The sequence below is a fragment of the Leptolyngbya sp. Cla-17 genome, from assembly GCF_016807185.1.
Lineage (GTDB): Bacteria > Cyanobacteriota > Cyanobacteriia > Leptolyngbyales > Leptolyngbyaceae > ULC077BIN1.
Map to the genome: position 1 here is coordinate 582,485 of NZ_JAEVYN010000002.1, position 16,353 is coordinate 598,837.

9 protein-coding genes and 1 riboswitch are annotated in these 16,353 nt (G+C 48.2%); of the genes, 8 read left to right on the forward strand and 1 reads right to left on the reverse strand.

Annotated features, from left to right (window positions below; genetic code table 11):
• Nucleotides 1-191 precede the first annotated feature (191 nt).
• Nucleotides 192-331: riboswitch (cyclic di-AMP (ydaO/yuaA leader) on the forward strand.
• Nucleotides 332-498: 167 nt separating this feature from the next.
• Nucleotides 499-1,185 (forward strand): universal stress protein, encoded by a 687-nt coding sequence (locus tag JOY44_RS13875; RefSeq protein ID WP_171575989.1) that lies wholly within the window; start codon nt 499-501, stop codon nt 1,183-1,185.
• A gap of 286 nt (nt 1,186-1,471) precedes the next feature.
• Here JOY44_RS13875 and JOY44_RS13880 read toward each other — a convergent pair whose 3' ends face one another.
• Nucleotides 1,472-2,875 carry a malic enzyme-like NAD(P)-binding protein gene (locus JOY44_RS13880; protein WP_171574287.1) on the reverse strand — a complete coding sequence of 468 codons (1,404 nt, stop codon included), beginning with the start codon at nt 2,873-2,875 and terminating at the stop codon, nt 1,472-1,474.
• Between the two features lie 367 nt (nt 2,876-3,242).
• Here JOY44_RS13880 and urtA point away from each other — a divergent pair, with 367 nt between their 5' ends.
• The 7 genes from urtA (at nt 3,243) to JOY44_RS13925 (ending at nt 16,149) form a co-directional block, all read left to right on the forward strand.
• On the forward strand, nt 3,243-5,984 hold the full coding sequence (gene urtA / locus JOY44_RS31395) for an urea ABC transporter substrate-binding protein (RefSeq protein ID WP_281063305.1): 2,742 nt from the start codon (nt 3,243-3,245) through the stop codon (nt 5,982-5,984).
• A 158-nt stretch (nt 5,985-6,142) separates the two neighbouring features.
• Nucleotides 6,143-7,051: an SDR family oxidoreductase gene (locus JOY44_RS13900; protein ID WP_171574288.1), complete on the forward strand. Its 909-nt coding sequence runs from the start codon at nt 6,143-6,145 to the stop codon at nt 7,049-7,051.
• A 204-nt stretch (nt 7,052-7,255) separates the two neighbouring features.
• Nucleotides 7,256-8,350: a sugar transferase gene (locus tag JOY44_RS13905; protein WP_171574289.1), complete on the forward strand. Its 1,095-nt coding sequence runs from the start codon at nt 7,256-7,258 to the stop codon at nt 8,348-8,350.
• A gap of 129 nt (nt 8,351-8,479) precedes the next feature.
• Nucleotides 8,480-12,157, forward strand: coding sequence for a chromosome segregation protein SMC (gene smc, locus JOY44_RS13910; protein WP_171574290.1), 3,678 nt, complete (start codon nt 8,480-8,482; stop codon nt 12,155-12,157).
• Nucleotides 12,158-12,208: 51 nt separating this feature from the next.
• On the forward strand, nt 12,209-13,198 hold the full coding sequence (locus tag JOY44_RS13915) for a PRC-barrel domain-containing protein (RefSeq protein ID WP_171574291.1): 990 nt from the start codon (nt 12,209-12,211) through the stop codon (nt 13,196-13,198).
• Between the two features lie 5 nt (nt 13,199-13,203).
• Nucleotides 13,204-13,824: an SET domain-containing protein gene (locus tag JOY44_RS13920; RefSeq protein ID WP_171574292.1), complete on the forward strand. Its 621-nt coding sequence runs from the start codon at nt 13,204-13,206 to the stop codon at nt 13,822-13,824.
• Between the two features lie 141 nt (nt 13,825-13,965).
• Nucleotides 13,966-16,149 (forward strand): ATP-binding protein, encoded by a 2,184-nt coding sequence (locus tag JOY44_RS13925; protein ID WP_171574293.1) that lies wholly within the window; start codon nt 13,966-13,968, stop codon nt 16,147-16,149.
• Nucleotides 16,150-16,353: the final 204 nt, after the last annotated feature.

Consider the following 16,353-nt stretch of genomic DNA (forward strand, 5'->3'; position numbering starts at 1 on the left):
ATTGTCAAAGTATGTTTGCAGTCTAGACTCAATCTATCGTAAGGCCAATTTGTTTTGAAGGTAGCAGTTTTGTAGAGTCATATCTCATTAATCATGAGGTTAGTTCTTGAACACTATTCAGCAACACGCCTTGATCGATTTCATCACCTGTCAACCTAGTGGGTAGCCTAATCTGAGTGCAGTGTAACAGCAGACTCATCTTGCTGAAATTAAAACACTGTCTGGAACGGAGGAACCAGTGTATTCGGGGCGAATTTTACCATTTGGGTAAGAGAGACACCTTCCAGTCTTAGCCCGTCAGCTAACTCCGTCGGCAATGGAAGGAGCGCCCAATGCTGAGGCTTTATAGTCATGGTCATTGGTGTCTCCTGACAAATACATATTCAACTTTCATGCTCGATACGATTCAAAGCATGTGGTTTCAGCGTATTTGTCGCTTTGACCCACCTCTCCCAAAAAAAGATCTTGAGAGGACAAAAAAACGTGAAAATTCTCCCAATGCTAGCGCGACTTGAAAACGCGCTTGGCTGTCCCGAAATGGCTAAACGAATGGTGCTGGTTCCTAAACAGGGGACCGATGATGATACGTTGGCAAATTCCAATGAAATTAATCTTTTGGTTGCCTACAACGCCTCTCCCCATAGCCAGACTGCGCTTGATTTAACCCTGTGGATTGCTCACCAAACGCGCTTGGCAACTCAAAAGTCGGTGATGGTGCAGGTCATTTATGTGGTGGATAAAAGTGCTGAGGGCAGCGATCGCACTGGATATCTGGATCCCCTTGATCGCCCCGATCCAATGGAGAGTGCGGCTTATTCCTTGCCTGTCCGGGAATCTGGCGAATTTACCCAGGTGCAACCCTTGAGCAAAATAGGAGCCAGTTTAGTTGCTGAATTGCCAGATCCGACTCAGGGTAGTGTTTGCGGTATTTTTGACTGGCAAATGCACCAGTTTGAGCAAGCAGATCACATTCTGTGGCAAGCACGTCATTTGGCAGATGAGTGGCGGGGGTCGCTTAAAACCCATCTTCGGTTTGGTAACTTGGCAGATGAGCTTCGTCAGGTTGTAAAAGCAGAGTCCGCAACTGTTTTGGTTTTAGGGTGCAAATCTTCCAATCATTCTTTAGTCCAACAATTGGAACATGACTTTCCATGTCCGATACTTGGAATTCCGTCCTTTCCCTGAGCGATCGTCAAAAGGTAAAAACATAATTCGGTAGTGCTGGGAATTTCAGCTAAAGAAAAACGTTCTAGAAGCAAGCGGTCAGTTTGGTTTCGTGTGGTTTTGTCGATCACTTTTTTAGTGGATTGTTCAACGAGTTGTTGTCCACGATCAATTTGATACTTTTCGTTCCATCTTCTTCTCTTGGACGGAGGGCATTTTCGGCAAATTGACTACTTTTGCTGAAATGCCCTACCAGTAGCAGTTTCATAAAAGATCTAAAATCGGTTTTATGACTATGCTCTAGCTCCTAATTTCTAGCTACTCCATCTTGACGGGCGGCGCGTTGAACGGCGGCGGAGACTGCCGTTGCCACGCGTTCGTCAAACACAGAAGGAACAATGTATTCACGGCTGAGATCGGACGGTTTGACCAGCTCCGCGATCGCTTGGGCTGCCTCCAAATACATGCTGGTGGTGAAGGTTTGAGCGCGACAATCAAGCGCACCTCGAAATAGCCCCGGAAATGCCAGTACATTGTTAATTTGGTTCGGATAATCGCTGCGCCCCGTCGCCATCACCGCCACATCCTGACTGATCAGTTCGGGCTGAATTTCGGGAATAGGATTTGCCATCGCAAACACAATGGGGTCTTTTGCCATAGATTGCACCATTTCTGGAGAGACGACTCCCGGTGCACTCACCCCTAGAAAAACATCACTGTCCTTCATAGCATCTGCCAGATTGCCGCCTTGCTCCACAGCAAACTCACGTTTTTGATCATTTAGATCAGCGCGATCGCGGGAGAGAATCCCTTTTGAGTCACATAGGCAGATATGGTGAGCATCGGCTTTTCGCAGTAACCGGGCGATCGCAATCCCAGCGGCTCCCGCACCATTAATCACAATTTTCACTTCTGCCATTTGCTTTTTCACGACCTTCAAAGCGTTGATCAGCGCTGCCAAACTGACGATCGCGGTGCCGTGCTGGTCATCATGAAAGATGGGAATATTCAGTTCGCGCTGAAGCCGTGCCTCAATTTCAAAACAGCGCGGAGCCGCAATATCTTCCAAGTTCACGCCGCCAAACACCGGGGAAATTCGCTTGACGGTTTCCACAATTTCATCGGTGTCTTGGGTTGCCAAGCAAATAGGAAACGCATCCACGCCGCCAAATTCTTTAAACAACATAGCTTTCCCTTCCATCACTGGCAGGGCGGCTTCGGGTCCAAGGTTGCCTAAACCCAAAACGGCGCTGCCATCCGTTACGATCGCCACCATATTTTGCTTAACCGTCAAGTTGTATACTTCTTCAGGATTTTCGGCGATCGCTGAGCAAACTCGCCCCACTCCGGGAGTATATGCCATTGCCAGATCTGCTTGTCCTCGTAGCGGAATCCGACTATTTACCGTAATTTTGCCGCCTCGATGAATGGTAAAGGTGCGATCGTAGACATTAATCACCTTAGTTTCCGGCAGCGCCTTGACCGCTTCTACAATCGTTTCAGCATGTTCAGTGCTGGCGCAATCCACTGTAATGTCTCGCACAGAAACCTCACGAGTTTGCTCAATCAGGTCAATTTGTCCCAGACTGCCGCCCAAAGAAGAAATCGCTGTCGTCACATTTGCCAACATGCCAGGGCGATTGGGAAATTGGAAGCGAATCGTGAGACTGTAACTAGAATTGGGGGTCAGTGTGGGTGTCGGATCTATCATGTTGCCTCGTTAAAGTATGGATACACTGCTTCGTTGCAGAGCATTCAAGAGTTTAGTAGATACGCCAAACTTTAAATGCTCTTTATGATTAGCTTAAAAAAATATAAATCCCGCAACTGTACTCAGTCACACCAACCGATAACGCAACTGTGAGAGTTCAGCCTTTTGAAGCGTGAAGCTCATCTAGATCTCAAAGGCTGGTGCAAAAAGAGAACAAACTATACGCTTGATATTGCATCACCTTTCGTCACTTTGAAGAACCTTTTGAAAGGCTGCACTAGCCATCTTTAACCGCACAGGGAACAATATTAGCTAAAGCGCCAAATTAGCTGAACCGCCAAAAATTCTATTGAGCCTTTGCGTTCTCATGATAAATGTTGGTATTTTGCATTCTTTAACTGGCTTAATGGCAATTAGCGAATCATTGCTCGTTGATGCTGCCCTGATGGCGATCGCCGAAATCAACCAATCTGGCGGTGTATTGGGTCAAGCGATCGCACCCAGTATTGAAGATGGAGCCTCAAATGAGAAAACCTTTGCTCAAAAAGCGAGAAAGCTGATCCAGCAAGATCAGGTTGCCACGTTATTTGGCTGTTGGACTTCTGCCTGTCGAAAAGCGGTCATTCCCGTTTTGGAAGACCTGGATGTCCTGCTCTGGTATCCACTGCAATATGAAGGCTTAGAAGAATCTAAGCACATTTTCTACACCGGATCTTGTCCCAATCAGCAGGTTAAACCTGCCCTAGAGTGGCTTGTGAAGCAGCACGGCAAGCGGTTTTATTTAGTGGGATCAGATTATGTGTTTCCACGCACGGTTCATAAAATTATTGATGCTCAACTGAAAGGATTGGGTGGCAATGTGCTTGAAGAAGCCTACGTGCCTTTGGGCGGCAAGGATTTCACCCACATTCTCGATCGCATTCTTCAGCTACAGCCTGATGTCATTTTCAACACGCTCAATGGCGACAGCAATGTGGCATTTTATCAGCAGTATTATCAATCTGGAATTCAGCCTGCTCAAATGCCGATCATGGCGGTCAGTGTTGCCGAGCCAGAGTTACAACGCATCGCCGCAGAAGCCGCAGGCACCTATGCCAGTTGGAGCTACTTCCAAAGTTTAGACCTCCCCAAAAACCAGCAATTTGTCCAAAACTTTCAAGCGAGGTATGGCAGCGATCGCGTTACCAGCGACCCTATTGAAGCCGCCTATACCCAGGTGTATCTGTGGAAGCAAGCTGTGGAAGCGGCGCGATCGCTGGAGATTAATGCCGTCCGAAATTCTGCCATTGGGCAAACCTTTGAGGCTCCAAGTGGTTTAGTGCGGATTGATGAAAACCAGCATCTCTGGAAAGGGTGCTACCTGGGCAAAGCGCAGCCTAATGGACAGTTTGAGATTGTGTATGGCAGCGATCAATCCATTCAGCCCATGCCTTGGCTCGGCATCAAGGAATTAACCGATCCAGTCATGCAAAACCTGCTGATGAACCTGCTGGCAGAGGTGCCTCAAGCCGTTCAACACATCTCCCAGCTAGAGCAAAAATCTCAAGAACTAGAAACGACTCTTATCCAACTGCAAGACGAAACCACAGCACGACAACAAACCCAAACCGAACTCCAAGCAATGTTCACGGCAATGAATGATTATGTGGTGGTTCACAATGGGCAGGGGCAGTATCTCAAAATTTTATCTGCCCAAGCCAGCGTTTTATACAAGCCAGAAATCGATCGCCTAGGTAAAACGCTCTATGATGTGTTGCCAAAAGACCAAGCAGATAATCATCTGCATCACATTCAGCAGGTTTTACAAACTCAGCAGGCGGTCAACGTTGAGTATCAACTGCCCATTCAAGGCGAGATCCGCTGGTATTCTGCCTATGTTGCGCCCTTGACGGAAACCACAGTCATTTGGGCAGCGCGAAACATTAGTGACCTGAAACGAGTTGAAGCAGACTTGCGCCAAAGCGAGAACAAAAAGCGGGCATTGCTGGAAATTATTCCCGATTTGATGTTACAGATGAACCGCGAAGGAATTTATTTAGACTTTATTCCACCGACTAATTTCAATGTGGTTGGTGAGGAACTCATTGGCAAAAGCGAGTACGAAGTGATGCCGCTTAAACATGCTCAAAAGCGAATGCATTATGTTGAAAGGGCACTGCAAACGGGCGAATTACAACTGTTTGAATCCACGTTGGAAGTCGATGGGACGCTCCAGTATGAGGAATCACGTATTATCCCTTTTGAAGAAAATGAAGTACTGATTATTGTGCGGGATGTCAGCGATCGCAAGCGATCAGAACTTGCCCTAGCTCAAGCCCACGCAGAAATTGTGACGCTGAATCAACAGTTAAAATCAGAAAATCTGAGAATGGGTGCTGAGCTAGCTGTAACGCGCCAATTGCAAGAAATGGTGCTCCCACGAGAAGCCGAACTGAAAGCAATCTTACCCCTAGATATTGCTGGATTCATGCAATCTGCCGAAGAAGTTGGCGGCGATTATTATGATGTTGTGCAGCACAACGGCAAAGTTAGGATTGGCATTGGCGATGTTACCGGACACGGCTTGGAAAGCGGTGTGCTGATGCTGATGACACAAACTGCCGTGCGAACTTTGATTGCGAATGGCGAAGAGGATCCAATCAAACTGCTGAACACGATTAACAGCACTTTGTATGACAACACTCACCGGATGAAATCCCAAAAAAACATGACCCTTTCCCTGCTTCAGTACGAAATGGGCGTACTGAATCTGACCGGGCAGCATGAAGACGTGATTATATTGCGAACCGATGGGGAGATCGAATGTATCGATACGTTTGAGTTGGGTTTTCCTTTAGGGCTGGAAAAAGACATCAGTGCCTTTGTCGCGCAAACTAACATTCAGCTAAACCTTGGCGATGTGGCCGTACTCTACACCGATGGCATTACCGAAGCCATGAATCTAAAAAAAGAGCAATATGGATTGGAGCGCTTTCATCGAGCTCTGCAAATGAATCGCGATCGCTCAGCAACCGAAATCCAGCAGCGTGTCATTTTTGATGTCATGGAGTTTATCGGCGATCAACGCGTTTTTGACGACATTACCCTACTGGTATTAAAGCGGCGTTAATCGCTGTAGGCCTCGTTTTTTATCTCAGCTTCGCTTAAAAATAATTGATGAAGATAGGTTGAAGCTACGGAGTTTAAGGGAACAATAAGTGCGATTCATCCCACAGAGTGCCAAGATAGTAGCGTCCTTACCTTACCGATGGGTTCCCTTGTTGATTCATGTCTCCATCTTCTAATCTTGCCGAACAAGTCATTTTGATTACAGGTGCTTCTACCGGAATTGGCGCTGCCTTAGCGCAGGTTTTAGCTCAGCAATACCCAGGCATTCGATTAGTTTTAGCGGCTCGTAGCCTAGAAAAACTTGATGCAGTGGCGACCCTGTGCCATAAATCTGGGGCAGAAACCCTGACTGTTGCCACTGACCTGACCCAGCTCGATCAAGTTCACGCTCTGGCAAAGGAGGCATTAAATCACTTTGGTCAGGTAGATGCATTGGTGAATAATGCGGGCTATGGGCAAATGGGCGTTTTGGAACTGGTTCCTCCCGAAGCAGCCCGTCGCCAGTTTGAGGTGAATGTATTAGGTCCGTTGACGCTGATCCAATCGCTGATTCCGGCAATGCGCGATCGCGGCGGTGGCAAAATTATCAACATCAGCTCTATTGGCGGCAGAACGGCCTTTCCCTTTGGTGGACTTTATAGTGCTTCCAAATTTGCCCTAGAAGCCCTCAGCGATACCCTGCGAATGGAACTGCAACCCTTCAACATTCAGGTGAGCGTGATCGAACCGGGTCCAGTCAGCACTAACTTTTTTGAAGTAGTGAGGCAAGAGATTACCAAAATATTCCCCAACCCAGAGACTACGCCTTACCGGGCGGCTTTTCAAAAAATGGAGACGCTAGAACAACAAACAAACGCCAACGCTTGGACTTCGGAACAAGTAGCTGGGGTGATTATCAAAGCACTGAATACCAGTCGTCCCCAGCCGCGCTATGTGGCAGCCACAGGAGGTCGGTTTTTACTGTTTTTCCTGACGAAGGTGCTATCTACGAGAACTGTTGATCGATTTTGGCAGCGTTTTTATGGGCTTGATTTGGTGGCTGAAGAGTGGCGGCGATCGCATCAATGAATTTTAGAGTTTTTACTGCGAGGAATATCAATGTGTGAATGCTGTGAATTGAGTTCAAGAGGTTAATAAATGGGTAAGCTTTCCACGATGATTTAAGAATTTCGTGGCTAAGATGCAGGGTGCAATATAGAGACTGCGATATATTGCCGCATTATCTACCAATCAATTGCTTTACAGTCCACTTACATAAGTTGAGCTAGCGCTGTGGTTGAATCTAACGGAAACCCTTGTCAAGTAACAATAGTGGATCACGCCTGCTCTATTCACATTCCCCCCGTTTTTACGGTCAAGAAGGCAGTGGAATTCAAGCAGAGCTTTCAAGAAGTTTGCCAAAATAATCCTGACTTAACGCGCATTGCGCTAGACTTCAGCGAAACAAAGTTTATGGATAGCAGTGGAATTGGTGCCCTGGTCGCCAGCCGCAAAATGGCGCAAAAAACTGGGTTCAACCTCGTGTTGCAAAATGTGCCACCGCAGGTGATGTCTGCGCTTGCCTTAGCTGACTTAGATAAATTCTTTGTGATTGAGCAGGGAGAGCCATCGGTATTCTCCTCTGGCTCTATAGCAGCAGCTAAACCAGTCGATCCATCATCAAACTTGGTAAGAAGGTCTATTGAGGGCGCTCCAGGGAGGCTAATGCCGCAGCGCTTTAGAAATATTGGCAAAGCGGATGAGCAGCCGTTTATTACTCATCCTTCCGTCAAGTCGGTGCCAAAGCGAATAATTGATATTGTGGGTTCCATAATTGGGCTAGCAATTACGGGCGTGGCGATTGTTCCGATCGCGATCGCCATCAAACTCGACAGTCCCGGTCCACTCTTTTTTGGGCAAGTTCGATGTTCCCAAATGGGCAAGCGCTTCAAAATGTGGAAGTTTCGGTCGATGATTACCGATGCCGAAGCCAAAAAGCACCTGGTTCAAAATGACGCAGAAGGCGCAATCTTTAAGGCAAAGAACGATCCTCGCATTACCCGCGTTGGTCGCATTTTGCGAAAAACTAGCCTAGATGAACTACCCCAATTTTGGAACGTGCTGAAGGGTGAAATGAGCTTAGTGGGCACCCGCCCGCCGACTCCTGATGAAGTGGAAAAATATGAAATTCCTCAATGGCAGCGGTTGGATATTAAACCCGGCATGACGGGAGAATGGCAGGTAAACGGGCGATCTTCGGTGAAAAATTTTGAGGATATTGTGCAGCTTGACCTGAAATATCAGGAAAACTGGAGCTTGAAATATGATCTAGAGCTAATTGTCAAAACTATTCTGGTCATCTTCAACAAAAAATCTGGTGCAATGTAATTTTAGGACGCTTGTTCTAGTTCGTGTTATAAGGAAAGGGAATTTTGAGATTTTTGTTTAGTTTCACGTTTAGCAATTACACTTAACACGACTTCTCGCCCTTTCCTAACCCCCTAAACTTGACAGGCTTTGTATATTAAGCGCCTGGAACTTTCTAACTTCAAATCCTTTGGCGGTAAGGTAACGATTCCCTTGCTGCCGGGGTTTACCGTGGTTTCGGGTCCAAATGGATCAGGCAAATCCAACTTGATCGATGGATTGCTGTTTTGCTTGGGGTTAGCGGGTTCTAAAGGAATGCGAGCGGAACGGCTCCCTGACCTAGTAAACCACACCCAAAGTACGCGCAACCGTTCTACCGTGGAAGCCAGTGTCACCGTCACCTTCGACCTGGGCGATGAGCCGCTGTCGATGGATGATCAAATTGAACAATCAGTGAATGGTGATGGTTCAATGGTGGCTGAGTCCGATTTATTGAGTGGTGCAGAGCTTAACGGACAGGCTAAAAATGGCGCGAATGGCAACGGAAATGGGCATCAATCCGCACGCGAATGGAGTGTTACCCGCAAGCTGAGAGTGACTCAGCAGGGCACCTACACCTCAAACTATTACATCAATGGCGAACCCTGCACGCTCACAGAACTTCACGATTCCCTAAATCGACTGCGGGTTTATCCTGAAGGCTACAATGTCGTGCTGCAAGGAGATGTGACGCGCATTATCTCAATGAATTCGCGGGAGCGCAGGGAAATAATTGACGAACTGGCAGGCGTAGCGGCGTTTGATCGCAAAATTGTCCAGGCGCGAGAAAAACTGAATGCGGTCAAGGATCGGGAAGACAAGTACCACATTGTTGAGCGCGAACTAATTGACCAGCGAGATCGCCTTGCCCAAGACCGCATCAAAGCAGAAAAATACCAAAAACTGCGGCAAGAATTGCAGCGCAAAGAACAATGGGACGCGGTGATTCAATATCGCCAATCCACCCGTGCCATACAGCAGCTTCAACAGCAGCTTGGCAGCGACGAACGGGCGATCGCCGATTTTACTGACCAGCTAGCGACCCTGGCGCTCGAAATTCAGCAATCCACGACCGAGCTAGAGCAACTCAACGTCCGCGTTAAAGCCTTAGGCGAAGAAGAACTATTGGCATTGCAGGCGACCCTGGCAACCCGCGAAGCCGAACTGCGCCAATTGCAGCGGCAAGAGCATGACTTGCAAACTGCTAGCCGCGAGTTGACAGTGAATCTGGGCCGCACTCAGCAAGAACTCCAAGAGCAGCAGCACCAGTTAGATGCTTTGGCCCAAGAGAAAAAAATATTAGAGACACAGGATTTTGTGACGCTAAAGGCAGAGCGCGATCGCGCTCTGCAACAGCTAAACCTCAGCCGCGAAGCCGCCAGCGCTAGTGCCGCCACTGCGGAAGCTTGGGTGCAAGAGCAAACCGATCTGCGTCACCAAATTGATGCAGTTCTGGCAATCCTCAATCCTCAGCGTACCGAACAAGCCCAACTGCAAGAGCGCATTCATCTGTTAGAGCGCCAACTGCAAGAGCAAACACAAGCACAGCAAGCTTTGGAACAGCAGCTTGTGGAGCAAAAGACCCAACAAGCTGCGGTAGAGACACAACTCGCTGCATTTCAACAGCAGGTGCAATCTCTGGCGCAAGGATTGACGAATGCTGAGCAAGAACTACAAATTCAGCAAGAAACCCGCGATCGCCTGCTACACGAACAGCGCGAGAAACAGCGTCGTCTCGACAAGCTAGAAGCTCAAACTCAAGCCCTGCAAGAAGCCCAGGGCACCCACGCCACCCAGTTGATTTTGCAAATGAACCTAGGTGGCATTTGCGGCTTGGTTGCCCAACTGGGACGGGTAGAACCTCGCTATCAACTGGCGCTGGAAACTGCCGCAGGTGCCCGACTGGGAAATTTAGTGGTGGAAGACGATGGCGTTGCCGCCGCCGCCATTGAACTGCTGAAACAGCGCAAAGCCGGACGTGCCACCTTCCTGCCGCTGAACAAAATTCAAGCGGGGAGATCGCCCAATCGGGGCACGCTGCGCTCCTTAGGTGGCTGTCTGGGCTATGCTCTCGACCTGATCGAATTTGACGATCGCTACCGGGATGTCTTTGCCTACGTCTTCGGCTCTACCGTCGTATTTGAGACTCTCAGCGATGCCCGTCGTCACCTGGGCGATTACCGGATTGTGACGCTCACAGGCGACCTGCTGGAATCCTCTGGTGCTATGACTGGCGGCAGCAGCAACACCCGTCAGTCGCTTCACTTTGGCCCGATGGATTCTGGTGACTCCGATGAAGTTAAAGCCCTACGCGATCGCCTCCAGGAAATTGAGCGCATCCTCATCCACTGCGACAACAGCATCCATCGCGCCGGAGATCTGGTTCGAGAACGCACTCAGGCACTCACCGCGCTACGCCAGCAGCATCGCGAAACTGAGATTCAGAAAAACCAGCTTACAAAAGACCTGCAAACCCTAGAAGCCAACTTTGCTCACCTGCACTCCCAGCAAACGCAGCAAACCCAAGAATTCAACACCGCTCGAACCCGCTTACAAACTTTAGAAGCCGCGATCCCAGCTCAAGACACCCAATTGCACCAATTGCGGCAAACCCTGACCGAGTTGGAGCAATCTCATACTCACAGTGAATGGCAGCAAGTTCAGGCAACCCTGCGATCGCAAGAAGCAGATTTAAGTCAAAAAGAATTGGCACTGCGAACCGTCGAACAACGCCTCCGCGAGCTAGATAACCAATGCCAGCGTTTAGCAGAAAAAATTGGTCAATCTCAGGAACGTATACAGAACTACCGCACGCAGCAAACCGCGCACCTTCAGCAACAGTCAGCGCTCAACACTCAGCAGTCCACCATCAACGACCAAATTACAGAATCCCGCTCAACCCAGGTTTCTCTGGAAAAACGTCTGGGAGCCGAAAAAGGACAACGAGACAGCGCAGAACGACAACTGCGCGATCGCCAATTGCAGCATCAACAGCGAGAATGGAATCGGCAAAAAGTGCAGGAAACCCAGCAAAACCGCTGCGAACAACTGATTGCCCTGCAAGCCCAGGTGCAGACTCAGCACACCAATCTGCCTGATCCTCTACCCGAAGTGCCAGAAGACATTGGCTTGGAACAGCTTCAGCAAGAGCTGCGATCGCTACAAAAGCGGCTTCAGGCAATGGAGCCTGTCAACATGCTGGCATTGGAAGAACACGAACGTACCCAAGCCAGATTGGATGAACTCAGCGAAAAACTCCACACTTTAGAAGAAGAGCGCACCGAACTGCTGCTTCGCATCGAAAACTTTACTACCCTTCGACAGCGCGCCTTCAAAGAAGCCTTTGATGCGGTCAACGAAAACTTTCAATCTATTTTCGCCATCCTCTCTGATGGCGATGGACATCTGCAACTGGATGACTCCAATGATCCATTCAACGGCGGCTTAAATTTAGTCGCCCACCCCAAAGGCAAGCCCGTTCAGCGTCTTGCTTCCATGTCTGGGGGGGAGAAATCCCTCACCGCGCTGAGCTTTATCTTTGCCTTACAGCGCTACCGTCCTTCTCCGTTTTATGCGTTTGATGAGGTCGATATGTTTCTTGATGGGGCAAATGTAGAGCGATTAGCTAGAATGATCAAACAGCAATCGCAGCAGGCGCAGTTTATTGTCGTGAGTCTTCGTCGTCCCATGATTGAATCTGCCCAGCGTCAGATTGGGGTGACCCAGGCTCGTGGTGCGTTCACACAAGTTTTAGGAATTGACCTAGTTCCACAAAGAGCCTCTCTGTGATTTGATATAACATCTAACATGATTCGCGGATTAGGATTCGGGAAAAAATAAATGGCATCTGAAGCAATTCGCCAACGCTCTGACATTCTCGGTACATTAGTGGTCACCCGTGATAGTGGAAAAAAACTTGGCGTAGTCAGCCAACTTTGGGTCGATATTGACCAGCGTGAAGTCATAGCGCTGAGCCTTCGACCCAATCTGCTCTATGGCACTCCCCAACCCATGCTGCTAACTAGCATCCGGCAAATTGGCGATGTCATTCTGGTCGACGATGAAGATGTGATTGAAGAAATTGATACGGAAGTTTATAGCAGCTTGATCAACTGTGAAGTGATCACTGAAACAGGCGAACTTCTAGGGAAAGTACGCGGATTCAAATTTGATGTAGACGACGGCAAAGTCACGTCTTTAATCATCGCGTCTATTGGTCTTCCTCTGATTCCCGATCAAGTCGTCAGCACTTATGAACTGCCAATTGAAGAAATTGTCAGCAGTGGACCCGATCGCCTGATTGTGTTTGAAGGCTCAGAAGACCGCCTAATTCAGCTATCAGTAGGCGTATTAGAGCGGTTAGGCATTGGCAGCCCACCTTGGGAACGAGACGAAGACGAAGGCTACATCGCCCCAATGCGGTCTGAAAATCAGCTTGGAACCGGCATACGAACTCCTGTCAACGCTCAACTTCGGCAACGTGAACCTGCGGTTCAAGAAACTTGGGATGAGGATAATTGGGGGCAGCCAGAACCTCGCCAAATTCGTCAGCAAGAGCGTCGTGCAGAACCGCTTTATTACGAGGACGAGGATGATGAAGGCGATAACTGGAGCGAAAAAACTGCTGGCGATCGCTACAAAAGCGAACCCCAAGCCCAGCCTTATAGCGAAGGCGACTATGACGATGATTATGATGACCAGTACGACGCGCCATTCGACGATTTAGAAGAAGATGCTTGGGCAGATAAACAGCCTAATAGCTACACTGCACCTCGTGTCAACATTCCCGAAAAAACAAAAACTCCTGAATACGAAGAGGAAGGCTACTAACGACAATGATGCATCCACATACAGAACTTCGATTCATCGACGAATCCATCGGTTATGGTGTGTTTGCAACTCAACTCATTCCGAAAGGCACTATTACCTGGATTTTGGATGAGCTAGATCAGAAATTTGACGAAGCGTACGTCATGTCTCTGGACTTGCTGCTGCGCGATCGCCTGCTTAAGTATTGCTTTCGCGACGAACATGGGCAATATATTTTGTGCTGGGATATTGCCCGCTACGTGAACCACAGCTTCAACTCGACCTTGATCGCCACCCCCTACAATTTTGAGCTTGCTGCCACAGATATTTTCCCTGGTGATGAGATCACGGATGACTACGGCTACTTCAACCTAGATAAGCCTTTCCACTGTTTGCCTGAGCCAAACACTACCCGCACCACAGTCATGCCCGATGACATGCTGCATTACTATGCCGAATGGGATCACAAAGCCTCAGAAGCAATGCGGCATTTCAACAGCGTAAAGCAGCCTCTCAGGCACCTGATTGATCCAGCGCATAGCGAAAAAGTAAACGCGATCGCGGTTGGCAAAGAAGCGATCGACTCTATCCTTACTTGCTACTATCACACTCCTGATCAGTTAAAAGCAGTAAAAGCAGCCAGTTAGGGAATAGAAGCCAGCAGCAATATTGTGCCCATCAAGCTAAAACAGAGTAATTTGTAAGAAATCCTTTTTAAGCTGGGCACACTTGTCCAGCGTAGTCATAGTTAACACGATTGCGGCTGTGTTCAACTTAGGAGCTTATTCATGCAGACTGCTGCACCACCAACCCCACCAGAGACCTCCTTCCCGCGCCGCAGTTCAGGTTTCTCCATGTTGCGATCGGTTGGCTCGCGTCTATTCCTTTCAGTGGTCGGCGGCTCCTTAATTGGCTTATTGGGCACCACCTATTGGTCCTACCGTGAACTTACCCGGCAATCTGAAAACGAGTTGCTTTCTAGTCTTCAAGTAAAAGCCGAAAGTTTAGAAGGCTCATTCAATACTGTTGAGTACTCCACTAAAACCGTTGCCGATGCCTTGCAAAACCTTTACGTTGCGGGTGAGCGACGAGAACAGGTCTACGTAGATCTCATGCGGCGGTCATTGAAAACCTCTCCGGTTGGCACAGGGTTAGGATTTGGGCAACCTCCTACCAGCCGCTTAATTTTGCCCAATCGTCAGTTTGCCTATCCCTATGCTGTGCGAGACAAAAGTGGGCAAATCACATCCAAAGGCGGAGAAACCGATCCGGGTGATTATCAAAAGCGCTACTTTACCGAGCCGATCGCCGCAGGTAAGCCCGTTTGGCTAGAGCCAGAACGGTACACAGAAACGACGCTTAATCCGCCGCAACAGCTCGTTAGTACTGCCTATTCTTTACCCTTCTATACTGACAAGCAGCAGTTGCTTGGAGTGTTAAGCCAAGATTTAGAGTTAGGCTTTTTAAGTCAAAAACTGAGTGTGTCTGCCATGCGAAATGCAGGCTATTTTGTGTTGGTCAGTGCCAAAGGCAATCTGCTTGCGTATCCCCCCAATCCTCAAAAAGCTCTAGATCTGATGCTTTTTCCTCAAATTGGTAACTATCAAAGTTTGTGGGAAAAAATTCAAATAAATCTAACTGCTGGCGAGAAAACTGGCGTGCTGCGATGGCGAGATGCCAGTGGCAAATCGGAGTTCTGGGCGTATCAACAAATACCCAACAACAATTGGATTTTGATGGCACAAGTGCCAGAATCTGTTGTGCTGGGTCCCGTATGGCGATTTCTGGCAGCAGGAATTTTAGGCGCAGTAATTGGTGCTTCTATTGTTCAAGGAGCCGTAGTGTTTTTGTTTGTGCGGCGCTTGAATCAGCGGTTGCAACCCATCATGGATGAGTGCAATCGCCTAGCAGAAATGAACGCTAAAAGTGAAGAACTCATGAGCCGAGAGGATGAATTGGGGCGACTGACGATTTCCTTTTATGCGTTGCTGGGTCAGGTGACCGTGAATGAGCGGCGTTTGCGGAAGGAAACAGCAAAATCGGCTCAGGCACTTCAAGCACTTCAACAAACCCAAGCGCAGCTTATTCAAACTGAAAAAATGTCTAGTTTGGGACAATTAGTCGCGGGTGTTGCCCACGAAATTAACAACCCAATTAACTTTATCTATGGCAATTTGCCCCACGCTTCAGAATATGCCCAGGATTTGATGGGGTTGGTCAAGCTTTATGATGCGATCTATACGAATCCTGACCCGGCGATCGCAAACTATCAACGATCCATTGACTTAGACTTTTTGATGGAAGACCTGCCAAAAATGCTGGAGTCGATGAGCATTGGAGCCGATCGCATTCGAGAAATTGTCCTATCGCTACGAAATTTCTCTCGACTAGACGAAGCCGAAATGAAGCGCGTTAACGTGCATGAAGGCATTGATAGCACATTGCTAATTTTGCAAAATCGACTGAAGGGCACTGCTGGACAAACCGCAATTGAAGTGGTCAAAGACTACGGAGAACTGCCTCTAGTTGAATGCTATGTTGGGCAACTCAATCAAGTATTTATGAATATTTTAAGCAACGCAATTGATGCGTTAGAGCAATACAACCAACGGCGATCGCGGGAAGACGTTTCTGCCAACCCATCTATCATCACGATTCATACCGAAGCCATTGCCAAGGAAAACTCCGACTTTTCGCCAAGTTCCTCACTCCGCTCGACTGCTAAGTCAGTTCTAATTAGCGTTCGCGATAATGGTTCGGGCATTCCTGCTGTAAACCAATCTCGTCTATTTGACCCATTTTTTACAACGAAACCGATTGGCAAGGGAACTGGACTGGGATTGTCAATCAGCTATCAGATTGTGGTCGAAAAGCATCGCGGGATGCTCAAGTGCGTTTCGGAGCCAGGAAAAGGCGCAGAATTTCGGATCGAGATTCCCGTATTACAAGAAAACAAATCTCTAGAAGCTTAAGGCAGAAGCCACCCGTGGCAAAAAGTCTGAAACTAAATTAGTCGCTGGGAATATTACAAAACCTCGGTTCCTGTAAAAGAATGCTGACTTCGGATATCACTAGAGGGCGAGTGAAATATCATCCTAGAGATTTTTTTATATAGCAAGGGAATATTGGGTTTTTTCGAATGGTATGAATCTCAATCGAGTAAAATTGAAGGATTT

What these genes read in the sequence shown, in the direction of transcription:
- JOY44_RS13875 (WP_171575989.1), top strand. Translation starts at nt 499, where the DNA reads ATGCTAGCGCGACTTGAAAACGCGCTTGGCTGTCCCGAAATGGCTAAA.
- JOY44_RS13880 (WP_171574287.1), bottom strand. Translation starts at nt 2,875, where the DNA reads ATGATAGATCCGACACCCACACTGACCCCCAATTCTAGTTACAGTCTC.
- urtA (WP_281063305.1), top strand. Translation starts at nt 3,243, where the DNA reads ATGATAAATGTTGGTATTTTGCATTCTTTAACTGGCTTAATGGCAATT.
- JOY44_RS13900 (WP_171574288.1), top strand. Translation starts at nt 6,143, where the DNA reads ATGTCTCCATCTTCTAATCTTGCCGAACAAGTCATTTTGATTACAGGT.
- JOY44_RS13915 (WP_171574291.1), top strand. Translation starts at nt 12,209, where the DNA reads ATGGCATCTGAAGCAATTCGCCAACGCTCTGACATTCTCGGTACATTA.
- JOY44_RS13920 (WP_171574292.1), top strand. Translation starts at nt 13,204, where the DNA reads ATGATGCATCCACATACAGAACTTCGATTCATCGACGAATCCATCGGT.
- JOY44_RS13925 (WP_171574293.1), top strand. Translation starts at nt 13,966, where the DNA reads ATGCAGACTGCTGCACCACCAACCCCACCAGAGACCTCCTTCCCGCGC.